The 22,841-nt window shown below is 62.4% G+C and carries 18 protein-coding genes and 2 tRNA genes; 15 read left to right on the plus strand and 5 right to left on the minus strand.

All coding sequences use genetic code 11. The features are described from left to right. Positions 1-897, plus strand: a complete 897-nt coding sequence (locus Q2K57_RS10950; RefSeq protein ID WP_112055500.1) for a LysR family transcriptional regulator — start codon at positions 1-3, stop codon at positions 895-897. Between the two features lie 55 nt (positions 898-952). Here Q2K57_RS10950 and Q2K57_RS10955 read toward each other — a convergent pair whose 3' ends face one another. Beyond that, positions 953-1,693, minus strand: a complete 741-nt coding sequence (locus Q2K57_RS10955) for an SDR family NAD(P)-dependent oxidoreductase (protein ID WP_112055499.1) — start codon at positions 1,691-1,693, stop codon at positions 953-955. Positions 1,694-1,857: 164 nt separating this feature from the next. Between Q2K57_RS10955 and gltX the strand changes: the two genes are divergently transcribed. From gltX to Q2K57_RS10970, 3 genes are all read left to right on the plus strand, one after another. Continuing rightward, on the plus strand, positions 1,858-3,336 hold the full coding sequence (gene gltX, locus Q2K57_RS10960; protein ID WP_304525061.1) for a glutamate--tRNA ligase: 1,479 nt from the start codon (positions 1,858-1,860) through the stop codon (positions 3,334-3,336). Between the two features lie 79 nt (positions 3,337-3,415). After that, positions 3,416-3,491, plus strand: a tRNA-Ala gene (locus Q2K57_RS10965). Between the two features lie 46 nt (positions 3,492-3,537). Then, positions 3,538-3,613 (plus strand) — tRNA-Glu (locus tag Q2K57_RS10970). An 857-nt stretch (positions 3,614-4,470) separates the two neighbouring features. Here the strand turns inward: Q2K57_RS10970 and Q2K57_RS10975 are convergent. Next, positions 4,471-5,397, minus strand: a complete 927-nt coding sequence (locus Q2K57_RS10975; RefSeq protein ID WP_112055498.1) for an NAD(P)-dependent oxidoreductase — start codon at positions 5,395-5,397, stop codon at positions 4,471-4,473. Positions 5,398-5,517: 120 nt separating this feature from the next. Next, positions 5,518-6,807, minus strand: a complete 1,290-nt coding sequence (gene gltA, locus Q2K57_RS10980; RefSeq protein ID WP_112055497.1) for a citrate synthase — start codon at positions 6,805-6,807, stop codon at positions 5,518-5,520. 403 nt (positions 6,808-7,210) lie between these two features. On the opposite strand from gltA, the gene sdhC reads away from it, so the two are divergent. From sdhC to sucD, 9 genes are all read left to right on the plus strand, one after another. Beyond that, positions 7,211-7,588 carry a succinate dehydrogenase, cytochrome b556 subunit gene (sdhC, locus tag Q2K57_RS10985; RefSeq protein WP_112055496.1) on the plus strand — a complete coding sequence of 126 codons (378 nt, stop codon included), beginning with the start codon at positions 7,211-7,213 and terminating at the stop codon, positions 7,586-7,588. Then, positions 7,582-7,929 (plus strand): succinate dehydrogenase, hydrophobic membrane anchor protein, encoded by a 348-nt coding sequence (gene sdhD / locus Q2K57_RS10990; RefSeq protein ID WP_112055495.1) that lies wholly within the window; start codon positions 7,582-7,584, stop codon positions 7,927-7,929. The genes sdhC and sdhD overlap by 7 nt, the downstream gene beginning before the upstream one ends. A 3-nt stretch (positions 7,930-7,932) precedes the next feature. Further along, a complete protein-coding gene (gene sdhA, locus Q2K57_RS10995) occupies positions 7,933-9,705 on the plus strand; it encodes a succinate dehydrogenase flavoprotein subunit (RefSeq protein ID WP_112055494.1) in 1,773 nt (590 codons plus the stop codon). Between the two features lie 17 nt (positions 9,706-9,722). Next, complete coding sequence (locus tag Q2K57_RS11000; RefSeq protein ID WP_175072129.1) at positions 9,723-10,427, plus strand: succinate dehydrogenase iron-sulfur subunit; 705 nt, start codon at positions 9,723-9,725, stop codon at positions 10,425-10,427. 251 nt (positions 10,428-10,678) lie between these two features. Further along, a complete protein-coding gene (locus Q2K57_RS11005; protein ID WP_112055492.1) occupies positions 10,679-13,513 on the plus strand; it encodes a 2-oxoglutarate dehydrogenase E1 component in 2,835 nt (944 codons plus the stop codon). A 43-nt stretch (positions 13,514-13,556) separates the two neighbouring features. After that, on the plus strand, positions 13,557-15,146 hold the full coding sequence (gene odhB / locus Q2K57_RS11010; RefSeq protein ID WP_304525062.1) for a 2-oxoglutarate dehydrogenase complex dihydrolipoyllysine-residue succinyltransferase: 1,590 nt from the start codon (positions 13,557-13,559) through the stop codon (positions 15,144-15,146). 49 nt (positions 15,147-15,195) lie between these two features. Further along, positions 15,196-16,632 (plus strand): dihydrolipoyl dehydrogenase, encoded by a 1,437-nt coding sequence (gene lpdA / locus Q2K57_RS11015; RefSeq protein WP_304525063.1) that lies wholly within the window; start codon positions 15,196-15,198, stop codon positions 16,630-16,632. 140 nt (positions 16,633-16,772) lie between these two features. Further along, positions 16,773-17,939, plus strand: coding sequence for an ADP-forming succinate--CoA ligase subunit beta (gene sucC / locus Q2K57_RS11020; RefSeq protein WP_112055489.1), 1,167 nt, complete (start codon positions 16,773-16,775; stop codon positions 17,937-17,939). Then, positions 17,939-18,811 (plus strand): succinate--CoA ligase subunit alpha, encoded by an 873-nt coding sequence (gene sucD, locus Q2K57_RS11025; RefSeq protein ID WP_112055488.1) that lies wholly within the window; start codon positions 17,939-17,941, stop codon positions 18,809-18,811. The genes sucC and sucD overlap by 1 nt, the downstream gene beginning before the upstream one ends. A gap of 273 nt (positions 18,812-19,084) precedes the next feature. Here the strand turns inward: sucD and Q2K57_RS11030 are convergent, their stop codons facing one another. Further along, positions 19,085-20,161: a lysylphosphatidylglycerol synthase transmembrane domain-containing protein gene (locus Q2K57_RS11030; RefSeq protein ID WP_304525064.1), complete on the minus strand. Its 1,077-nt coding sequence runs from the start codon at positions 20,159-20,161 to the stop codon at positions 19,085-19,087. Between the two features lie 91 nt (positions 20,162-20,252). Then, a complete protein-coding gene (locus Q2K57_RS11035; RefSeq protein ID WP_304525065.1) occupies positions 20,253-21,371 on the minus strand; it encodes a glycosyltransferase family 1 protein in 1,119 nt (372 codons plus the stop codon). A 173-nt stretch (positions 21,372-21,544) separates the two neighbouring features. Between Q2K57_RS11035 and Q2K57_RS11040 the strand changes: the two genes are divergently transcribed. Both Q2K57_RS11040 and Q2K57_RS11045 read left to right on the plus strand, forming a co-directional pair. Next, positions 21,545-22,087 (plus strand): phospholipase D-like domain-containing protein, encoded by a 543-nt coding sequence (locus tag Q2K57_RS11040; protein WP_304525066.1) that lies wholly within the window; start codon positions 21,545-21,547, stop codon positions 22,085-22,087. A 51-nt stretch (positions 22,088-22,138) separates the two neighbouring features. Then, positions 22,139-22,801 carry a phosphatidylserine/phosphatidylglycerophosphate/cardiolipin synthase family protein gene (locus tag Q2K57_RS11045; RefSeq protein WP_304525067.1) on the plus strand — a complete coding sequence of 221 codons (663 nt, stop codon included), beginning with the start codon at positions 22,139-22,141 and terminating at the stop codon, positions 22,799-22,801. The last annotated feature ends 40 nt before the right edge of the window (positions 22,802-22,841 follow it).

The raw sequence follows: 22,841 nt of genomic DNA on the forward strand, positions 1-22,841 counted from the left end.
ATGGCAGTACTCGATGCACTCAGGGTCTTCGTCGAGGTGGTGAGAGCCGGCAGTTTCACCGCTGCCTCGCGTCGCTTGGGGATTTCCAAGTCCATGGCTTCCAAGCGTGTGGCGGCACTGGAAGATGAGCTGGGGGTCAACCTGCTGCATCGTTCGACCCGCTCGCTGCACCTCACCGAAGCGGGGCAGATCTATTACGAACACGGCCTGCGCATCCGCGAGGAGCTGGATGCCGCCGAGGCGCAGGTACAGTCGGTCACGGCAAGGCCGCGTGGCCAGCTCAAGGTCAGTGCCCAGGTCAGTTTCGGCTTCATGTATCTGGCAGAGCCGACTACCGCCTTCATGCGACGCTATCCTGACGTCGCGGTGGAGATCCTGCTCGAGGATCAGCGCTTCGAGCCCATCGACGACGCCGTCGATCTGGCCATCCGCATGGGACCGCTGCCGCCTTCTAGTCTGGTTTCGCGTCCGCTGTGCAAGGTGGTCTATGGCCTCTATGCGGCGCCGGAGTATCTGGCGAGGGTCACCGACCCTGTGCATCCCCAGGACATTCGCGACCACGACACTATCTTCTACGGCAACTATGACCTGGGCGCGCATTGGCGCTTTTCACTCAATGGCCAGCCGCTGGACATCGAGCCCCACTCACGGCTTGTCATCAACAACCTGCTGGGGGTGGTAGAGGCGGCCAAGGCCGGTTTCGGCCTTGCCTACCTGCCGACCTTCGCCGCCCGTTCGGCGGTGGCCGAAGGGCGGCTGGTGCCGCTGCTGCAGCCCTACTGGAACGAGCATGGCAGCATGCTAGTGCTGTTTCGCTCCCGAAAGTACCTGCCGGACAAGACCCGCGCCTACCTGGATTTCATCACCGACTGGTTTCGTGAAAACCTGGTGCTGTAATAGCCACCCGGCCGATCATCGAGGGTCCGTAAGCAGATGCTCCAAGCAAATGCGCTTACCAGGGGATCGGCTCACCGGCCCAGTCCCAAAAGCTGCCGCTGTCGGCGGGGGTGCGGGCATCCATTACCTCGAGTAGCCGTTCGGCCACGAAGGTAGGAGTGAACAGCTTGCCTTCGGGCACCCGAGCCTGGAAGGGCTTGGATAGCGCGGTATCGGTGGTCCCCGGGTGCAGGCTTAGCAGGATGGCCTGCTTGTTGAGACGCCTGAGTTCGACGCTTGCGCCCTTCAGCAGCATGTTGTGGGCCGCCTTGCTGGCGCGATAGGCGTACCAGCCGCCGAGGCCGTTGTCGCCGATTGAGCCGACCCGCGCCGAAAGGCTGGCGAAGATGGTGGGATGCTTGCCCTTGAGCGACGGCGTCAGTGCCTGAAGCAGCATCGCCGGTGTGGCCGCATTGATGTGATAGAGATGCTCGAGGGCAGCGAAGCTTAGCTCATCGAGTTTCTTCTCGGGGGCGATCCCGCGTTGTTCGTCGTGCAGGGTGCCGATGGCATTGAAGACGAGGTGCACGGGGGTGCCAGCAAGGTGGTCCGCCAGCGCGTCGAGGCCTTGGTCGGTGGTGACGTCCAGTGCCAGGTGGGTGAGGCGCGGGTCGTCATGGTCAGGCGTCTGGCGTGAAACGGCGATCACGCATCCCAGGCGCGGGCTTTCAAGCAGCGCCTCGAGCATGGCCCGGCCGATGCCGCCGCCAGCGCCGGTGATCACGGCCGTGAAGTTATCGGGAAGATGTTTGAGCATGGGCGCGTCCTTGTCGTTGTCCTTGTCATGGTGGAACTCAAGAGAGCCAAGTCGAGCCGGTGGGGCTATGGACTCGGCGAGGCGCGAATGATTCCCGGCTGATGGGGGACGAGGGAGTGCGTATAATGCCTCACCAGGTTTCAACCACCCATGGATCGATCGACATGACCGTACGTACCCGCATCGCGCCGTCCCCCACCGGCGATCCCCACGTGGGCACCGCCTACATCGCACTGTTCAACCTGTGCTTCGCCCGCGCTCACGGTGGCCAGTTCATCCTGCGCATCGAAGATACCGACCGCGAACGCTCCACCGCAGAATCCGAGCAGATGATTCTCGATTCCCTGCAATGGCTGGGTCTGGATTGGGACGAGGGCCCGGATGTCGGCGGCCCCCATGGCCCCTACCGGCAAAGCGAGCGCGGTGATATCTATGCCGAGCACGCCCGTCAGCTGCTCGAAGCGGGACATGCCTTCAAATGCTACCGCACCAGTGAAGAGCTCGACGAGCTGCGCGAGTCGCGCAAGGCCGCCGGTCAGCACATGGCGCTCAAACCGGCCGACCTGGCACTGCCCGCCGAGGAGCATGCGCGTCGCGAGGCCGAGGGCTGGCCCTATGTGGTACGCATGAACGTGCCCGGCGAAGGGACCTGCGTGGTCGAGGACATGCTGCGTGGCACTATTGAGGTCGAGTGGACCCAGGTCGATGCGCAGATCCTGCTCAAGTCCGACGGCATGCCGACCTACCATCTGGCCAATGTGGTCGACGACCACCTGATGGGGATCACCCATGTGCTGCGCGGCGAAGAGTGGATCAACTCAGCGCCCAAGCATCAGCTGCTGTATGAGTATTTCGGCTGGCCGATGCCGACCCTCTGCCACATGCCGCTGCTGCGCAATCCGGACAAGTCGAAGCTCTCCAAACGCAAGAACCCGACCTCGATCAACTATTATCGTCGCATGGGCTTCCTGCCACAGGCCGTCACCAACTACCTGGGTCGCATGGGCTGGTCGATGCCCGACGAGCGCGAGAAATTCACCCTCGACGAGATGATGGCGCACTTCGATGTGCAGCGTGTGTCCCTCGGCGGCCCGGTTTTCGACCTGGAGAAGCTGACCTGGCTCAACGGCGTCTATATCCGCGAGGATCTGGACGATGCGGCCCTACTGCAGGCGCTGCGCGACTGGGCCTTCAACGAAGACTATTTCCGCGAGATCCTGCCTCAGGTGCGCCCCCGGGTGGATACCCTGTCCCAGGTAATGCCGCTGGCCGGGCACTTCTTCTCGGGTCTGCCGGCCATCGATGAGTCGAGCTTTTCAAGCGTCAAGCTCGAGCGTGATGAGCTCGTCAAGCTGCTGCAGTTCCTGGTCTGGCGGCTCGAGGGCGTGACCCGCTGGGACAAGGAGTCGCTGCTTGCTGAGGTCAAGCTGCTGGGCGAGCACTTCGAGCTCAAGATGAAGGCCTTCCTGGCGCCGGTGTTCATCGCGATCACCGGCTCGGCGACTTCCACCTCGGTGATGGATGCCATGGCCATCCTCGGCTCCGACATGACTCGCGCGCGTTTGCGCCACGCCATCGCGGTGCTCGGGGGCGTGTCGAAGAAGCAGGCCAAGCGCCTCGAGAAGGAATTCCGCGAGCTGTAGGTCGCTACGATAAAGTTGCCGAAGTATATTGACGAGAGCGGGGCGCATCAGTAATATACGCCTCGTTCTCGAGAGACACGGGGCCTTAGCTCAGCTGGGAGAGCGCAACACTGGCAGTGTTGAGGTCAGCGGTTCGATCCCGCTAGGCTCCACCAATCTCGTCCGAAATTCTCATTTCGGAAAAAGAACGGGTTACGATGCGTCCCATTCGTCTAGTGGTCCAGGACACTGCCCTTTCACGGCAGTGACAGGGGTTCGAACCCCCTATGGGACGCCACCCGATTCTCCTACAGCAGTTGTCAGCATAAGAGACCAGACGCCCGAGGCGTCTTTTTTTGTCGCTGTCATTCCGTCTGATCCCCCCTTCTATTGAACTTGACCTACACCGTTCTGGTGACTTCGGGTCATGTCCGCTCCGCTATAGCCGATTCTGGCGTCATCCGCCGATTTGGCCTTCTTGATACTTGACATGGGCGCCGAGTTGTCCACGTCCCCTTTGTCGCCGCTTCGTCTTGTGCATAATTCTTGTACTCGTCAACCCCTGTCGCGCAATTTTAAATAAAAGCATTAAAATCAACAAGTTACTATTGTTCAAAAAATAATCAATCTGAGCGTAACCCCCCTGTCATGGTGGCTGCTGGCAGTTTTCTCAAGGTTTTAAACAGACTTATCCACAGAAAGTGTGGAAAACGCGATGAGGCCTGTAAACAGCTGGGGTACCAAGGCCAACGGCAGGCAAAAACCAGTGTCCATCGTGCCCTCCGATCGACCCCAAAGCAGGAATTGCCGGTATGAGGCTTCGACAAACCTTGTGCAGTAAGCAAGGGTAAATCCCCCGCTGTTCCTGTTTCATGCCTTGCGTTCTGTCAGGCGTCGCGGCCTGTATCGAATGCCAGCGTGAGGCCTTGTCGGGATGTCGGTGGCTTCCAGGCTGAGCCTTTCCATGTTGGGTCGGTTCATGGTGAGTCGTTATATGGTGAGTCGTTATATGGTGAGTCGCGCCATGCAGAGGCTGACGATGCCGATAGGAGGGCGATATTGCGGGGCGGATGGGGTGACAAGTCGGCCCGGGGAGCGCCCGGGCCTTGGGTGGAAGCGTCTGAGTGGGTAGGTGGTAGCGGTCAGCGGGTGGCGTCAGTCGCGGCGGAGGCGCTTGAGCAGCGATGAGGTGTCCCAGCGGCCTCCGCCCATGGCCTGGACATCGCCGTAGAATTGATCGACCAGTGCGGTGATGGGCAGACGGGCGTCGAGCTCTCGCGCTTGGTCGAGGCAGATGGCCAGGTCCTTGCGCATCCAGTTCACCGCGAAGCCATGGTCGTACTCATTCTCGATCATGGTCTTGTGGCGATTTTCCATCTGCCAGGAGCCGGCGGCCCCCTGGGAAATCACCTCAATGACCTGTTCGCGATCGAGCCCCGCCTGTTCAGCGAAGTGCAGGCCCTCGGCAAGACCCTGAACGACGCCGGCGATGCAGATCTGGTTGACCATCTTGGTCATCTGGCCGCTGCCGGCAGGGCCGAGCAGGTTGAGTGCCCGCGCATAGACGTCGAGGGCACCCTGCACGCGCTGGAAATCGGCTTCTTCGCCACCGCACATGATCGTCAGGGCACCCTTCTCTGCCCCCTGTTGGCCGCCCGAGACCGGGGCATCGATAAAGGCAACTCCCTGCGCCCGGCAGGCGGCATCGAGCTCATGTGCCAGGTTGGCCGAGGCGGTGGTGTGATCGACCAGCACCGCGCCCTCGTGCATGCCGTGAAGGGCGCCGTCCTCGCCCAGCGAGACCTGGCGTACGTCATCATCGTTTCCGACGCATACCAGTACCAGGTCGGCCCCCTCGGCGGCTTCCTTGGGCGTGGCGTGATGGCTGCCGGCATAGTCGTTTGTCCAGGTCTCGGCCTTGGCGGCGGTGCGGTTGTAGACCCGCACCGTATAGCCTGCCTTGGCCAGGTGACCGGCCATGGGATACCCCATGACGCCAAGGCCAATGAAGCTGACGGTCTGGATGGCGTTGTCACTCATCTTGATCTCCTTGTGGATTGGCAGCCACCGTCGTCGGGGCATACGCAAATCAGGGCATGCGCAATTCGAGTCATACGCAAATAAGAGCACGCGCCACTAGAGGCATGCAAAAAGAGGCCGCCCGTGGGCGACCTCTTTCATTCATGACGCAATCACGTTGGCTTACTTGGCCGGGTAATCGCGCTGGGTGTAGCCGGTGTAGAGCTGGCGCGGGCGGCCGATCTTGTAATTGCCGCTGCTGATCATCTCGTTCCAGTGCGAGATCCAGCCGATGGTGCGCGACACCGCAAAGATCACCGTGAACATGTTGGTGGGAATGCCAATCGCCTTGAGGATGATGCCGGAATAGAAGTCGACGTTGGGATAGAGCTTGCGCTCGATGAAGTAGTCGTCTTCCAGGGCGATCTGTTCGAGGCGCTTGGCGATCTTGAGCTGCGGGTCGTCGGCCATGCCCAGTTCGCTGAGTACCTGGTCGCAGGTTTCCTTCATGACCTTGGCGCGCGGGTCGAAGTTGCGATAGACCCGGTGGCCGAAACCCATCAGCTTGAACGGGTCGTTCTTGTCCTTGGCGCGATCGATGAAGGCCTGGATGTTCTCCTCGGAATCGTCGCCGATCTCGTCGAGCATGTTCAGCACGGCCTCGTTGGCGCCGCCGTGGGCCGGGCCCCAGAGTGCTGCAATACCGGCGCTGATGCAGGCGTAAGGGTTGGCGCCAGTGGAGCCGGCCAGGCGAACCGTAGAGGTCGAGGCGTTCTGCTCATGGTCGGCATGCAGCATGAAGATGCGGTCCATGGCCTTGGCGAACACCGGGTTGATCTCGTAGGTCTCGCAGGGGTTGCCGAACATCATGTACAGGAAGTTCTCGGCGTAATTCAGGTCATTACGCGGATACATGAAGGGCTGGCCGATGTTGTACTTATGACACATGGCAGCCAGTGTTGGCATCTTGGCGATCAGACGAATCGCGCTGATGCGGCGGTCCTCCTCGCGCGTGATGTCCATATGGTCGTGATAGAAGGCGGCCAGGCCACCGATCACACCGCACATGATCGACATCGGGTGGGCGTCGCGACGGAAGCCCTTATAGAAGTTGGACAGTTGCTCGTGGACCATGGTGTGGCTGCGCACGGTGCGCTCGAACTCTTCGTACTGTTCGGCGGTCGGCAGTTCGCCGAACAGCAGCAAGTAGGAGAGCTCCGGGAAGTCAGAGTGAGCGGCCAGCTGGTCGATCGGGTAGCCACGATGCAGCAAAATGCCGTTGCCGCCATCGATGAAGGTAATGGCTGACTCGGTGGCGGAGGTTGCCATGAAGCCTGGGTCATAAGTGAACAGGCCCGCCGCGCTAAGCTTGCGCACGTCGATGACGTCGGGGCCCGCGGTGCCGGAATAGACCGGCAGCTCGATAGCCTCGTCCAGACCATCTATCGTCAAATGTGCTTTTCTGTCAGCCATGCTAGGCTCCTCATTGTCTGGTATCCGGCGATAAGTCCTTGACTCGCTTGATGTACGGGCAGAAAAAGTTAGCCCACTATAGAAGCGATCCAAGGATTGTCAATTCGCCATTGGGCGGGCCGCCTTGTGCAATCTTGTGATTTCTGTACTTGTTTTGTACAGTTATTGGTGCTTTGCATCATTGTGCGCCTTTCCCGGTATGGGTCAAGGCGTAACTAGCGGGGCTCCGGTTGTCGCAATTTGTCATGGTTGCGCCCAATCCCTATAATCCACTCCGCGCGACTGGCCTACAGGTATGGTCGTGTCGACTTGGCAGACGGCCGAGCCCTTCCTCAAAACCACCGCCCGCTCGGGCACTAGTCCCGACGCACCCACAGCGGGCCAAGAGAGTGTGTAAAGAGCCGTGAATAGCAAACGACCCGTAAATCTCGATCTCAGTACGATCAAGTTCCCCCTCCCGGCACTAACGTCGATCGCTCACCGCATCACAGGCGTCATCCTCTTCATCGGCCTGATCTTCGCCTTCTGGGCGCTGGACACGTCGCTGTCTTCCCCGCAGGGATTTGAGGCTGTAAGCGATGCGATTGCCCACAACTTCCTGGCCAAGTTGATCACTTGGGGCATGCTGTCCGCCCTGGCCTTTCACTTCGTGGCCGGCATCAAGCACTTGCTGATGGATGCTGACATTGGTGTGACCCTTGAGGGCGGTATCAAGAAGGCGCAGATCACCGTCGTGATCAGCGCCGTTCTGGTGATTCTGGCAGGAGTCTGGGTATGGTAACCAACATTACGAACTTCGGTCGTAGCGGCCTGTCTGATTGGCTGATCCAGCGCGCCTCGGCCGTCATTCTGGCGCTTTACACGCTCTTCATGGTCGGCTATCTGCTGCTGCACCCGAACCTTGACTACGCCACTTGGAGCGGCCTGTTCGGCTCGACCTGGATGCGTATCTTCTCGCTGCTCGCCTTCGTGTCGATGGCCGCCCACGCCTGGATTGGCCTGTGGACGGTGACCACCGATTACCTGAAGCCGACCGCCATCCGTCTCGCAGCCCAGGCCGTGATCATCCTGGCCATCTTTGTCTTTCTGGTGTGGGGCGTTCAAGTCCTGTGGGGAGCCTGATAAATGTCTAACATGCGTAGCCTGACCTTCGACGCAATCATCATCGGTGGTGGCGGCTCCGGCCTGCGTGCCGCTCTCGAGCTGGCCAAGTCCGGCAAGAAGACCGCGGTACTCTCCAAGGTCTTCCCGACTCGCTCGCATACCGTGTCTGCTCAGGGCGGTATCACCTGTGCCATCGCGTCCTCCGATCCGGACGACGACTGGCGCTGGCACATGTATGACACCGTCAAGGGCGGCGACTACATCGCCGACCAGGACGCGGCCGAGTACATGTGTTCTGAAGGTCCCAAGGCGGTGTTCGAGCTCGAGCACATGGGCCTGCCGTTCTCCCGTTTCGACAACGGCCGCATCTATCAGCGTCCGTTCGGCGGTCAGTCCAAGGACTTCGGCAAGGGCGGTCAGGCGGCACGTACCTGTGCGGCCGCCGACCGTACCGGCCATGCGCTGCTGCACACGCTTTATCAGAACAACCTGAAGAACAACACCACCTTCCTCAACGAGTGGTATGCGGTCGATCTGGTCAAGAACGCCAACGGCGACGTGGTGGGTTGTATCGCCATGTGCATCGAGACCGGCGAAGTGGTGCACGTCAAGTCCAAGGCCACCGTGCTGGCGACCGGCGGTGCTGGCCGTATCTACGCCTCCACTACCAACGCCCTGATCAATACCGGCGACGGCATCGGCATGGCCATGCGTGCGGGCTTCCCGATGCAGGATATGGAGATGTGGCAGTTCCACCCGACCGGCATCTACGGCGCCGGCACCTTGGTCACCGAGGGCTGCCGCGGCGAGGGTGGTTATCTGATCAACAAGGACGGCGAGCGCTTCATGGAGCGTTATGCGCCGAACGCCAAGGATCTGGCCGGCCGCGATGTGGTCGCCCGTTCCATGGTCCTGGAGATCCTCGAAGGCCGCGGCTGTGGCGAGAAGGGCGATCACGTCTTCCTGAAGCTTGACCACCTTGGCGAGGACGTCCTCGGCAAGCGCCTGCCGGGCATCGTCGAGCTGTCCAAGACCTTTGCTCATGTCGATCCTGCCAAGGAGCCGATCCCGGTCGTGCCGACCTGCCACTACATGATGGGCGGTATCCCCACCAACATTCACGGCCAGGCGGTCATGCAGGACGAGGACGGCAACGATCAGATCGTCAACGGCCTGTTCGCCTGTGGCGAAGCGGCCTGCGTGTCGGTTCACGGTGCCAACCGTCTGGGCGGCAACTCGCTGCTCGACCTGGTGGTGTTCGGCCGCGCTGCCGGCATGTACATCGAAGGCGCGCTGAATGAGGGCATCGAGTACCTTGACGCCACTCAGTCCGATATCGATGCGGCCATGACGCGCCTGAATCGCTGGAACGAGTCCAGTGGCGGCGAGTCCGTGCCGGCCCTCAAGGCCGAGCTGCAGGACATCATGCAGAGCGCCTTCGGCGTCTTCCGCCAGGAAGACAACATGCAGGAAGGCGTCAAGAAGCTCGCCGAGCTGCGTGAGCGGATCAACAACGCTCACCTGGGCGACAAGTCGAATGCCTTCAATACCGCACGTGTCGAAGCCCTGGAGCTCGACAACCTGATGGAAGTGGCCGAGGCCACCGCGATTTCTGCGCTGGAACGCAAGGAAAGCCGCGGTGCGCATTCCCGTTACGACTATCCGGACCGTGACGATGTCAACTGGCTGAAGCACTCGCTGTTCTTCCCGGCCACCAAAACGCTGGGTAAGCGCGACGTCAACTTCACGCCGAAGACCGTCGACACCTTCGAGCCTAAAGTCCGTACCTACTAAGGGGGTCCACGATGTCCATGCTTCAGGTATCCGTCTACCGCTACAATCCGGAAACCGACTCCGCGCCGTACATGCAGGAGTTTCAGGTGGACACTCAGGGCCGCGATGTAATGGTTCTGAATGTCCTGGCCATGATCAAGGAGCAGGACAGCTCCATGGCCTATCGTCGCAGCTGCCGGGAAGGGGTCTGTGGCTCCGACGGTATGAACATGAACGGCAAGAACGGCCTGGCCTGCATCACGCCGCTGTCTGAAGTGGTCAAGGGCGGCAAGCTGACCCTGCGTCCGCTGCCCGGCCTGCCGGTCATTCGTGACCTGGTGGTCGACATGGCACTGTTCTACAAGCAGTACGAGCGCATTCAGCCGTACCTGCAGAACGACACGCCGGAGCCGGCCATCGAGCGCCTGCAGTCGCCGGAAGATCGCGACAAGCTCGACGGTCTCTACGAGTGCATCCTGTGCGCCTGCTGCTCGACGTCCTGCCCGTCGTTCTGGTGGAACCCGGACAAGTTCGTCGGACCGGCCGGCCTGCTGCAGGCCTACCGCTTCCTGGCCGACTCGCGTGACGAGGCGACCAGTGAGCGTCTCGCCGAGCTCGAGGATCCGTTCAGCGTCTTCCGCTGCCGTGGGATCATGAACTGTGTCGCGGTCTGCCCGAAGGGTCTCAACCCGACGCGGGCGATCGGCAAGATCCGCGAGATGCTGCTGGCGAATGCCACTTAAATCGTCGCGCTCGTCTTGCTATCATGGGCGCCGATCTCAGGCCGTGGCGTTTCGCCGCGGCTGAGCCGGCCCCGTCGCCAAGAGCCGGTGCCCTGTGCACCGGCTTTTGACGATCGAGACCTGGGCTTACGGTTCGTGCCGAAGCTCGCCGGATCAGGACACAAGCCCAACCGGCAGGGCAACAGTCACGCCGATGCGGCGATGCCGTAGATGGCGCCGATAACACCCCATCAGTGTAGGGTGACCGAGACATGCAAGAAGGCATAATGGAGTTGATGTGGCGCACCTCCCATGTCAGTGGCGGAAATGCCCACTATGTGGAAGCGCTATACGAACAGTACCTCGTCGATCCAAACGCTGTCCCCGACGAGTGGCGCAATTACTTTGATCAATTGCCCCGCCCGGATGGCAGCCCCTCCCAGGATATTCCGCTAAGTCCGATTCGCGACCAGTTCTATCAGCTCGGCCAGTCCCGTCGTGGCACACAGGCCGTTGCCAGCGTCGACAGCGGTGAGAGCAAGAAGCAGGTCAAAGTTCTTCAGCTGATCAATGCGTATCGCTTTCGTGGCCACCAGAAGGCCGATATCGATCCCCTGAACCTGCGCAGTCAGGTGCCGGTGCCGGATCTCGACCTGTCCTTCCACCAGCTGACCAAGGCCGACCTGGATACCGAGTTCCAGACCGGGTCTTTCTTCCTGGGCAAGGACAAGGCGCCGCTCAAGGAAATCGTCGACGCCCTGGAGCAGACCTACTGTCGCTCCATCGGTTGCGAGATCATGCACATCGTCGACACCGAAGAGAAACGCTGGCTGCAGCAGCGTTTCGAGTCGGTGCGCTCCAAGCCCAAGTTCAGCCCGGACGTACGCAAGCACGTGCTCGAGCGGCTGACGGCGGCCGAGGGTCTGGAAAGCTACCTGGCGTCCAAGTACCCGGGCACCAAGCGCTTCGGGCTCGAGGGTGGCGAGACCTTTATTCCGATGATGGACGAGATCATCCAGCGGGCCGGCGGCTATGGCACCAAGGAAGTCGTCATCGGCATGGCGCACCGCGGTCGCCTCAACCTGCTGGTCAACATTCTGGGCAAGAGCCCCTCCGAGCTGATCGAGGAATTCGACGGTAAGAAGGTGATCTCTCAGGGCTCCGGCGACGTCAAATACCACCAGGGCTTCAGCTCGAATGTGATGACCAGTGGTGGCGAAGTTCACCTGGCGCTGGCGTTCAACCCGTCCCACCTGGAGATCGTCTCCCCGGTGGTCGAAGGCTCGGTGCGGGCCCGTCAGGACCGTCGCGACGACAGCGATGGCAGCAAGGTGCTGCCGATCAACATCCATGGTGACGCGGCCCTAGCAGGGCAAGGCGTAGTCATGGAAACCTTCCAGATGTCGCAGACCCGTGCCTACAAGACCGGTGGCACGGTGCACATCGTGATCAACAACCAGGTCGGCTTCACCACCTCGCATCCTGGCGACACGCGCTCTACCGAGTACTGCACCGACATCGCCAAGATGGTTCAGGCGCCGATCTTCCACGTCAACGGTGATGATCCGGACGCCGTGCTGCACGCGACCCAGGTCGCCATCGACTATCGTCATCAGTTCAAGCGTGACGTGGTCATCGACCTGGTCTGCTACCGTCGTCGCGGCCACAACGAAGCCGACGAGCCGTCCGGCACGCAGCCGATGATGTATCAGAAGATCAAGAATCATCCGTCGGCGCGCACGCACTTCGTCAAGCGGCTGGTCGATGAGGGCATCATCACTGAAGACGATGCCAAGGCGCAGATGGAGAAGTATCGCGACGACCTGATGGCCGGCAACCATGTGGCCAACGCGCTGGTCAAGGAGCCGAATACGTCGCTGTTCGTCGACTGGGCGCCGTATCTGGGCCATGAGTGGACCGGCGATGCCGATACCACCGTCGACATGAAGCGCATGCAGCAGCTCGCCAACAAGATGTGCGAGGTGCCGGACGGCATTCAGGTCCAGCGGCAGGTCGCCAAGATCTACGAGGACCGTCGCAAGATGGTCGCCGGCGGCATGGCGCTGAACTGGGGCTTCGCCGAAACCCTGGCCTACGCCACGCTGCTCGATCAGGGCCATCCGATCCGCATTACCGGTCAGGACAGTGGTCGCGGCACCTTCTCCCACCGCCACGCGGTGGTGCACAACCAGAAGGACGGCAGCACCTATGTGCCGCTTGAGCACATCGCCGACGGTCAGCCGCGCTTCACCATCCACGACTCCTTCCTCTCGGAAGAAGCCGTGCTTGCCTTCGAGTACGGCTATTCCACCACCATGCCCAATGCGCTTGATGTGTGGGAGGCCCAGTTCGGGGACTTCTTCAACGGCGCCCAGGTGGTGGTCGACCAGTTCATCTCTTCGGGCGAGACCAAGTGGGGGCGGCTGTGTGGCCTGACCATGCTGCTGCCTCACGGCTATGAGGGGCAGGGGCCCGAGCACTCCTCGGCGCGTCTCGAGCGCTTCCTGCAGCTGTGTGCCGAGCACAACATGCAGGTCTGCGTGCCGACGACCCCGGCGCAGATCTTCCATCTGCTGCGTCGTCAGGTGATTCGTCCGCTCAGAAAACCGCTGGTGGTGATGTCGCCGAAGAGCCTGCTGCGCCACAAGGAAGCGACGTCCACCCTCGAGGAACTGGCCCACGGCAAGTTCCAGATGGTGCTGCCCGATCAGGGCAAACTCGAGGCCGATAAGGTCAAGCGGGCGGTGCTGTGTTCCGGCAAGGTCTACTATGATCTCGCCGCCTACCGTGCCGAGAACGAGCGTGAAGACACCGCGGTGGTACGCATCGAGCAGGTCTACCCCTTCCCGAAGGAAGAGCTGCAGGCGGCCCTCAAGGTCTATCCGAACCTCGAGCAGGTCGTCTGGTGTCAGGAAGAGCCGCTAAACCAGGGTGCCTGGTATCAGAGCCAGCATCACATGCGGGTTGTCGCCGACATGCTGCGCGAAGGCATGGGTCGCGACCTGAAGTTTGCCGGTCGTCCCGCCTCTGCGGCCCCGGCCGCCGGCTATATGTCCGTGCACGTAGAACAGCAGCGCCAACTGGTGGACGACGCCTTCAACGCCTGAAGGCGTCCCCATCGGACGAGAGAGAACACACAAGGGAAATTCAATGGCTACCGAGATCAAAGCGCCAACCTTTCCGGAATCCGTTGCCGAGGGCAGCGTCGCTGCCTGGCACAAGAAGCCGGGTGACAGCGTCGAGCGTGACGAACTGATCGTCGAAATCGAGACCGACAAGGTGGTGCTCGAGGTCGTGGCACCCGAGGCTGGCACACTGAGCGAGATCAAGGCCGAAGAAGGCGATACTGTCGCCTCCGAGCAGGTCCTGGGCATCCTCGGCGCAGCAGGTGAGGCCAAGGCCGAGCCCAAAGCCGACGACAAGTCTGCTGACCAGGCCTCTGGCAAGAGCGACGCAGACAAGAGCGACGCCGAGCCGGCCCCGAAGGCCGAGGCCTCCGGCAAGTCCCATGACGTCAAGGCGCCGACCTTCCCGGAGTCCATCCAGGAAGGCACGGTCGCGACCTGGCACAAGAAGGTCGGTGAAGCGGTCAAGCGCGATGAAGTGCTGGTCGATATCGAGACCGACAAGGTGGTGCTCGAGGTGGTCGCGCCGGCCGACGGCGCGCTCTCCGAGATCAAGGTCGAGGAAGGCGCTCAGGTCGAGTCCGAGGCCGTGCTGGCAAGCTTCGCCGAAGGCGCCGGCGGCGATGCCGCTTCGGCCGACAAGGGCAGCGCCTCTGCGTCTCAGGACAGCAGCGATCAAGGCAGCGACGACCAAGGCAGTGACGAGAAGGTCGGCGACAAGATTCTCGCCCCGGCGGCGCGCAAGATGGTCGCTGAGCATGACCTGGACGTGGCCAAGATCGAAGGCACCGGCAAGGGTGGTCGCGTGCTGAAAGAAGACGTCCAGAAGGCCGTCAAGGAAGGCAGCGCCAAGAAGTCCAAGGCACCGACCAGTGCCGCGGCGCCCGCCGCTACCGCTCCGGTCGTCGAAGGCGAGCGTCCCGAGAAGCGCGTGCCGATGAGCCGTCTGCGCAAGACCATTGCCAAGCGCCTGGTCGAAGCGCAGCAGACCGCTGCCATGCTCACCACCTACAATGAGGTGGACATGGGCGCGGTGATGGATCTGCGCGCTCAGTACAAGGACACCTTCCTCAAGGCGCACGACACCAAGCTCGGCTTCATGGGCTTCTTCGTCAAGGCGGCCTCCGAGGCGCTCAAGCGCTTCCCGGACGTCAACGCCTCCATCGACGGCAGCGACATCGTCTACCACGGCTATCAGGATATCGGCGTTGCCGTGTCCACCGAGCGTGGTCTGGTCGTGCCGGTGCTGCGTGACACCGACAGCATGAAGATCGCCGATGTCGAGAAGACCATCGTCGACTTCGGCAAGCGGGCCCGCGCTGGCAAGCTCGGCATCGATGAAATGCAGGGCGGTACCTTCACCATTACCAACGGCGGCATCTTCGGTTCGCTGATGTCGACGCCGATCCTCAACCCGCCGCAGACTGCGATCCTTGGCATGCACAAGATCCAGGAACGCCCGATGGCGGTGAACGGCAAGGTCGAGATTCGTCCGATGATGTATCTTGCCGTGTCATACGATCACCGCATGATCGATGGCAAGGATGCGGTCCAGTTCCTGGTGACCATCAAGGAACTCCTCGAGGACCCGGCACGCCTGCTGCTCGATATCTGAGCCGGCGTGACGCCAACGATTCAAGCGAACCGAAAACAGGAAGGAAACCATGGCCGATAAATTCGATCTGATCGTCATTGGTGCTGGCCCCGGCGGCTATGTCGCCGCCATTCGTGCCGCCCAACTGGGTCTGAAGACTGCCTGCGTCGAGAAGTGGATCGACAAGGAAGGCAAGACCGTTCACGGCGGTACCTGCCTGAACGTGGGCTGTATCCCGTCCAAGGCACTGCTCGAGGCCTCCCACAAGTTCGTCGAAGCGCAGCACGACTTCGATGACATGGGCATCCAGGCGGGCGACGTCACGATGGACGTCAAGAAGATGATGGCCCGCAAGGACAAGATCGTGAAGAACCTGACCGGCGGCATCGCGGGTCTGTTCAAGGCCAACGGTGTGACCGCTCTGGAAGGCGCCGGCAAGGTGCTGTCCAGCAAGCAGGTCGAGGTCAGCAAGGACGGCGAGAAGACCGTCTATGAAGCCGACAACATCGTCATCGCCTCTGGCTCTGTGCCGGTCGATATTCCGCCGACCCCGCTCACTGAGGGCCTGATCGTCGACTCCACCGGCGCGCTCGAATTCGAAGAGACGCCCAAGCGTCTCGGCGTGATCGGCGCCGGCGTTATCGGCCTCGAGCTTGGCAGCGTATGGAACCGTCTGGGCTCCGAGGTCACCGTCCTCGAGGCCATGGACAGCTTCCTGCCGATGGTCGACCAGGCCGTCTCCAAGGAAACCCAGAAACTGCTCAAGAAGCAGGGCCTGGACATCAAGCTGGGCGCGCGGGTCACCGGCTCCGAGATCAAGGATGACGAGGTCGTCGTCAAGTACGCCGACAGCGAAGGCGACAAGGAGATCACCTTCGACAAGCTGATCGTCTGCGTCGGTCGCCGTCCCTACACCCAGGGCCTGCTGGACGACGATGCCGGCGTCAAGCTAGACGAGCGTGGTTTCATCTTCGTTGACGATCACTGCCGCACCAGCGTGCCGGGCGTCTACGCCATCGGTGACGTGGTACGCGGTCCGATGCTGGCTCACAAGGCATCTGAAGAAGGCATCATGGTCGCCGACATCGTCGCCGGTCATAAGGCCGAGATGAACTACGATGCCATCCCGAGTGTTATCTACACCTTCCCGGAAGTCGCCTGGGTAGGCATGAACGAGCAGGAAGCCAAGGCGGCCGGCATTGAAGTCAAGTGCGGCACCTTCCCGTTCGCGGCAAGCGGTCGCGCGATGGCCAACAATGCCACCGAAGGCATGGCCAAGGTGATCACCGATGCCGAAACCGATCGCGTGCTGGGCATGCACATCGTCGGTCAGCATGCCGGCGAGATGATCGCCCAGGGTGTGATCGCCATGGAATTCGGCTCCAGCGCCGAGGATCTGGCGCTGACCTGCTATGCGCACCCGACCATGTCGGAAGCCGTGCACGAGGCCGCTCTGGCGGTCGACGGCCACGCTATCCACATGGCCAACCGCAAGAAGCGCAAGTAAGTCGTCGAACAACGAGCGCCGCCTCTCTGAGCGGCGCCTCGCCCCGGCCGGTTCGGGGTGAACGGGGATGACCTGGCCCGCTACAGTGGTGGCGGGCCACGGTCATCGTTCGAGTCAAATGCAACCAATGGCATGACACGATGAACCTTCACGAGTATCAGGGCAAACAGCTGTTTGCCGATTATGGTCTGCCGGTATCCAAGGGCTTCGCCGTGGATACCCCGGAAGAAGCTGCAGAAGCCTGCAAGAAGATCGGCGGTGACAAGTGGGTCGTCAAGGCCCAGGTCCACGCCGGTGGCCGCGGCAAGGCCGGCGGCGTCAAGCTGATCAAGAGCCCGGAAGAAGCCAAGGCGTTCGCCGAGCAGTGGCTGGGCAAGAACCTGGTGACCTTCCAGACCGACGAGCACGGTCAGCCGGTTGCCAAGATCCTGGTCGAGAACTGCACCGACATCGCCAACGAGCTGTACCTGGGCGCCGTCGTCGACCGCACCACCCGTCGCGTGGTGTTCATGGCCTCCACCGAAGGCGGTGTGGAGATCGAGAAGGTCGCCGAGGAAACGCCCGAGAAGATCCTCAAGGCCGAGATCGATCCGCTGGTCGGCGCGCAGCCGTACCAGGCCCGTGAGCTTGGTTTCGCGCTGGGCCTGAACAAGGAACAGATCAAGCAGTTCACCAAGATCTTCCTGGGTCTGTCGAAGCTGTTCCACGACAAGGATCTCGCCCTGCTCGAGATCAACCCGCTGGTGATCACCGACGAAGGCAACCTGCACTGCCTCGACGCCAAGCTGGGCCTGGACGGCAACGCTCTCTATCGTCACCCGGACCTGCAGGCCATGCAGGACCCGTCTCAGGAAGACGCGCGTGAAGCCGAAGCGGCCGCCTGGGAACTGAACTACGTGGCGCTCGACGGCAACATCGGTTGCATGGTCAACGGTGCTGGCCTGGCCATGGGCACCATGGACATCGTCAACCTGAACGGCGGCAAGCCGGCCAACTTCCTTGACGTGGGCGGTGGCGCCACCAAGGAGCGCGTGGCGGAAGCGTTCAAGATCATCCTGTCCGACGACAACGTCAAGGCCGTGCTGGTCAACATCTTCGGCGGTATCGTGCGTTGCGACATGATCGCCGAGGGCATCATCGGTGCCGTCGAGCAGGTCGGCGTCAACGTGCCGGTCGTGGTGCGTCTGGAAGGCAACAACGCCGAGCTGGGTGCCGAAAAACTGGCGTCCAGCGGTCTGAACATCATCGCTGCTACCAGCCTGACTGACGCGGCACAGCAGGTCGTCAAGGCAGCGGAGGGCAAGTAATGAGTATCCTGATCGATAAGAACACCAAGGTCATCTGCCAGGGCTTCACCGGTGGCCAGGGGACCTTCCACTCCGAACAGGCCATCGCCTACGGCACTCAGATGGTCGGCGGCGTGACCCCGGGCAAGGGCGGCCAGGAGCACCTGGGCCTGCCGGTGTTCAACACCGTCAAGGAAGCCGTCGCCGCGACCGGCGCAGAAGCGTCCGTGATCTACGTGCCGGCTCCGTTCTGCAAGGACTCCATCCTTGAAGCTGCCAACGGTGGCATCAAGCTGATCGTCTGCATCACCGAAGGCATCCCGACGCTCGATATGCTGGATGCCAAGGTCAAGTGCGACGAGCTGGGCGTGCGCCTGATTGGCCCGAACTGCCCGGGCGTTATCACCCCGGGCGAAAGCAAGATCGGCATCATGCCGGGCCACATCCACAAGCCGGGCAAGGTCGGTATCGTGTCGCGTTCCGGCACCCTGACCTACGAAGCCGTCAAGCAGACCACTGACCACGGCTACGGCCAGTCCAGCTGTGTCGGCATCGGTGGTGACCCGATTCCGGGTTCCAACTTCATCGACATCCTCGAGATGTTCGAGAAGGACCCGCAGACCGAAGCCATCGTCATGATCGGCGAGATCGGTGGTACTGCTGAGGAAGAAGCCGCGGCCTACATCAAGGCCAACGTTTCCAAGCCGGTGGTCGCCTACATCGCGGGCGTGACCGCACCTCCCGGTAAGCGCATGGGCCATGCCGGCGCTATCATCTCCGGCGGTAAGGGCACGGCCGACGAGAAGTTCGGCGCGTTGGAAGCCGCGGGCGTCAAGACCGTGCGCTCCCTCGCCGACATCGGCGACGCCCTGAAGCAGGTCACCGGCTGGTAAGCCAACGGACCCGCCTCATGGCAAAAGGGCACCCTTCGGGGTGCCCTTTTTTTATGTGCGGTTTTTTCTTACGGCGGTTTTCCACGAAAGCAACTTCCAACGTATGCGACGGACCAAAGAGGCTGAAGCAAAGAGATCACGTACCAAGAAGGCAGCGTACCCAGGAAACAGCCATGCATGGAATCAAGCCATGCCCAGACGCGGTGCGCGGGATTTGTCAGCCGTTGGCGAGCGCAGGCAGGACGGTAGTGACGCAGAGATTTCCCGGCAGATCTAGCGTCGCTGACTGGCCAGCCAAGCCAGTACCGGAGCGCCGGCCAACAGGTACCAATGGTAGGTGACAAAGCGCCAGATCAGGACCGCGGCGGCGGTGGTCTCGCCGCCCAGTGTCGGTAGCAAAAAGGCGCCGATGGTCAGTTCGACCCCGCCGGCACCGCCCGGCAGCAGGCTCAGCTGACCGGCGGCCATGGCCAGCATCTGCACCATGAAGGTCCAGACCCAGGCGACCTCGACGCCCAGCCCATCCAGCGTCAGGTACAGCAGGCTGTAGCGGGTGAGCCAGTGAGCGCTGCACAGGGCGAAGATGGCGGCGAGCGTCAGTGGCGGCTGTCTCAGGGTGGTGGCAAGCCCCTGCCGAAACTGCAGCAGCTGTCGGGCCAGGCGGTGACGCCGGGGGCGGGCGAGCCCCAGCCGGGTGAGCGGGGCACGGCTCAGGCGCAGCACGCGGGGCAGGTAAAGTAGCAGTGCGATCAGTATCACCAGGATAGCCACCAAGGCGGCACCGGCCAGCCGGATAAGCTCGGGCCGAGGCCAGGTGTCCGGGTGCAGCAGGGCGTATCCGCCTATCGCGGCCAGGGCGAGCAGAAAGAACAGCATGTCGCATACCTGATCGATCAGGAAGATCCCCGAGGAGGTCGCGGGGCGCAGGCCGTGACCCCTGAGCAGCATCATCAGGGTCAGGGGGCCACCGCTGCCGCCCGGCGTTGCACAGGTGGCGCATTCGGTGGCCATCACCATCGCCAGTGCCCGGCGCTGGCCCAAGAGTAGTGGAGTGCCTGGAGCAGTGCCCTGAAAGGCACAGGTCGGCGAGCCTTGGGCCGGCGATGACCCGGCCAAGCGGCCGTTGCCTGATCGATCGAGTGGTTTATCGCCAGCCCCGAGACGGCCGGCAAGCAGCAGGCGCAGGCGAAGCGCGTTGAGGTTCCAACAGCCAAGCACCAGCGACAGCATCAGCGCCAGTTGCGTAAGCGGAAAGTCGAGAAGGGCCGCGAAAGGTGCCATGCCATCGAGCAACAGCGGGATCAGCGCCGCCATCAGCAGCGCCAGGATCAGCAGTGCTCGGCCACGCAACAGCCTCCACGCGCGCCTCAGACCTTTCATAAATGCTTCCGTGCGGTTCCTGAGGATGCGCCGACCGTCGGGGAACTCAGCGACCGGTCGTCTAGCCATGCTGGCAGCGTGTCATGGTGGCAAGGGTCGGTGACAGAGTGCGGTAATGGTCAAGCAGGCCATCGATGACCTTCGACCAGCGGTAATGACGCTCCACGTGGCGACGGGCATGGCGGCCGATGGCGGCGGCATCGTTGAGAAAGAGTTCCTCTACGGCGCGTGCCATAGCGTTCGGCGCATGGGGCTCGCAGAGCACGCCGCAGCCCAGCGGTACGTTCTCGATCAGTGCACCGGCCCGCGCAGCCACCACCGGCAGGCCGCTGGCCATGGCTTCCAACGCCACCAGGCCAAAGGTCTCGCGGGTGCCGGCGTGGACCATGGCATCGGCACTGGCCAGGGCGCGAGCCACCTCATTGGGTGAGCAGCAGCGGCTGATCACGCTGACGTTGTCCGGAACCTGGGTCGGCATCCCCGGCCCCATCAGCAGCAGGTGATAGCCGCGACCGAGTTGCTGGGCGGTCGCCAGCAGGTCATTGATGTTCTTCTCCCGGGAGTTGCGACCGGCGAAGACCAGCAGTCGGGTGGCGTCGTCGAGGCCAAGGGTCTCTCGCAACGTTTCTTGGCGCCGGCGGGGATGGAAGGTGTCGAGATCGACCCCCAACGGCTGCACGCGCACGCCCTGCACGCCCCAGTCCTCGAGGCGTTCGCCCATCGAGCGGCAAGGCACCAGTACGCTATCGAAGCGCCCGTAAAGATCCGCCACATAGCGCTTGAGGCGCCGGGCCACCGGCGGGCCGAAGCGATCGCCCATCAGCCGTGGCAGGTCGGAATGGTAGAACCCGACCACCGGCACCCCTAACTGCTGACCGGCCTCCAGCGCCGCCCAGGCGGTGACGTAGGGGTCGCCGGCCTCGATCAGGTCCGGGCCCAGTTCGACCAGTGCATCGCGCCAGGGGCTGCGCCGCAGCGGGAAACGATAGCCCTGGCCCAGCGGCAAACGAAAGGCGGGTAGGGTCTGCAGGGCTCCCAGGGTCTGACGCTCGCCGGCGGGGACCAACAGGTTAGCCGCGACGTCCGGTAGGGTCGCCAAGTGACGGTGCTTGGCCTGAAGGTAGGTGCGCACGCCGCCGCTATCCGGCGCATGAAACATGGTGATATCCGCAAGGTGCAAGACCGTCTCCTGTTGCCGTTGGCTCTCGCTCAAGGGTAGCGAGGCAATGCGACAGTTCGACGACAGGTCGGCTTCGCCGTCTCGGCAGAGAATGCTCGAGGCTCTACGGGTGGCGCTTTGCGGCCATGCATGAGACATATGATGACACGCGCACACGACAAGGAGAGGAGTGAATGCCAGCCGACACCGGTTCAGGCGAGAGCCGTTCAAGCGAGCGTCAGCGCAAAGAGGCCCACTCGCTCGAGAAACGGGACTCGGATGCGTCAGGGCCCGCGTCGCCCCGAGAGGAGGCCTATTACCGCACCGAGCTCGAGTACGCGCTGGGGACGCCGTTCACTGCCGGCAATCATGTCGAGGTGATGCGCAATGGCGTGGAGATATTCCCCGCTATGCTCGATGCCATCGATGCCGCCGAGGCCAGCATCGATCTGGTGACCTACGTCTACTGGACGGGTGACATCGCGCAGCGCTTCGCCGAGGCTCTGGCCCGTCGGGCTCGCGAGGGTCTCCGGGTTCGGGTCGTGCTGGATGCGGTGGGAACGCAGAAGATGTCGTCTGAGGTGGTCGCTCAGATGCGCGAGGCCGGCGTCGAGGTGCGCCTTTTCCGGCCGATCAAGCTGCCAAGGCCCTGGCAGATCGACAAGCGCACGCACCGCAAGATCATGGTATGCGACGACCGTCTCGGCTTCGTCGGCGGGGTCGGCATCGCTGCCTAATGGGAAGGCGATGCCCGCACGCCGGATGAATGGCGCGAGACGCATCTACTCGTGTCGGGTCCGGCGGTCATCGGGCTGCATTCTGCCTTTCTCGACAACTGGAACGAGTGTGGGCCTTGGCAGTGGGAGCCGATTCGCCAGCGGCCGCCGGTTCACGAGGATGGTCTGCTGGTCCAGTGCGTGCGGGCCTCCTCGACCATCGGTTGGACCGAATCCGCTGCAATGCTGCGCTCGCTGGTGGCGGTCAGTCAGGTCAGGCTACGCATCGTGACCGCCTACTTTGCCCCGGATGATGTCTTGATCGAGCAGATCATCTCGGCACTCGAGCGAGGTGTCTCGGTGGAGCTGCTGGTGCCGGGTCGCCACAACGACAGCCGCCTGTCGCAGCTGGCCGGGCAGCCGAGCATCGAGCGGCTGCTTGATGCCGGTGCGAAGGTCTGGGTGTTTCTGCCGACCATGCTGCATGCCAAGGTGATTACCGTCGACGGTCGGCTTGCCTGCGTCGGGTCGGTGAACGTGAATCATCGGTCGATGGGCAAGGACGAGGAATGTTGCGCCCTGATGCTCTCCGAGGCTGTCACGGCGACCCTGGATGGGCAATTCGACGATGACTGCCAGCGTTCGCAGCGTCTGGACGCCGACGAGTTCCGTCGGCGCGGACGCTGGACACAATTCATGGAGCAGGGGGCCCGAATGCTGCTGGAGCAGCTGTGAGCCCGTGTGGGACCATTGATCGGCTGTGTGGCCTCCGCGC

This window comes from Halomonas sp. I5-271120 (genome assembly GCF_030553075.1).
In the GTDB taxonomy this organism is placed as follows: Bacteria; Pseudomonadota; Gammaproteobacteria; order Pseudomonadales; family Halomonadaceae; genus Onishia; species Onishia taeanensis_A.

Coding starts and splice junctions, on each gene's coding strand:
- Q2K57_RS10950 (WP_112055500.1), top strand. CDS start 1: ATGGCAGTACTCGATGCACTCAGGGTCTTCGTCGAGGTGGTGAGAGCC.
- Q2K57_RS10955 (WP_112055499.1), bottom strand. CDS start 1,693: ATGCTCAAACATCTTCCCGATAACTTCACGGCCGTGATCACCGGCGCT.
- gltX (WP_304525061.1), top strand. CDS start 1,858: ATGACCGTACGTACCCGCATCGCGCCGTCCCCCACCGGCGATCCCCAC.
- Q2K57_RS10975 (WP_112055498.1), bottom strand. CDS start 5,397: ATGCCCCGACGACGGTGGCTGCCAATCCACAAGGAGATCAAGATGAGT.
- gltA (WP_112055497.1), bottom strand. CDS start 6,807: ATGGCTGACAGAAAAGCACATTTGACGATAGATGGTCTGGACGAGGCT.
- sdhD (WP_112055495.1), top strand. CDS start 7,582: ATGGTAACCAACATTACGAACTTCGGTCGTAGCGGCCTGTCTGATTGG.
- sdhA (WP_112055494.1), top strand. CDS start 7,933: ATGTCTAACATGCGTAGCCTGACCTTCGACGCAATCATCATCGGTGGT.
- Q2K57_RS11000 (WP_175072129.1), top strand. CDS start 9,723: ATGCTTCAGGTATCCGTCTACCGCTACAATCCGGAAACCGACTCCGCG.
- Q2K57_RS11005 (WP_112055492.1), top strand. CDS start 10,679: ATGCAAGAAGGCATAATGGAGTTGATGTGGCGCACCTCCCATGTCAGT.
- odhB (WP_304525062.1), top strand. CDS start 13,557: ATGGCTACCGAGATCAAAGCGCCAACCTTTCCGGAATCCGTTGCCGAG.
- lpdA (WP_304525063.1), top strand. CDS start 15,196: ATGGCCGATAAATTCGATCTGATCGTCATTGGTGCTGGCCCCGGCGGC.
- sucC (WP_112055489.1), top strand. CDS start 16,773: ATGAACCTTCACGAGTATCAGGGCAAACAGCTGTTTGCCGATTATGGT.
- sucD (WP_112055488.1), top strand. CDS start 17,939: ATGAGTATCCTGATCGATAAGAACACCAAGGTCATCTGCCAGGGCTTC.
- Q2K57_RS11040 (WP_304525066.1), top strand. CDS start 21,545: ATGCCAGCCGACACCGGTTCAGGCGAGAGCCGTTCAAGCGAGCGTCAG.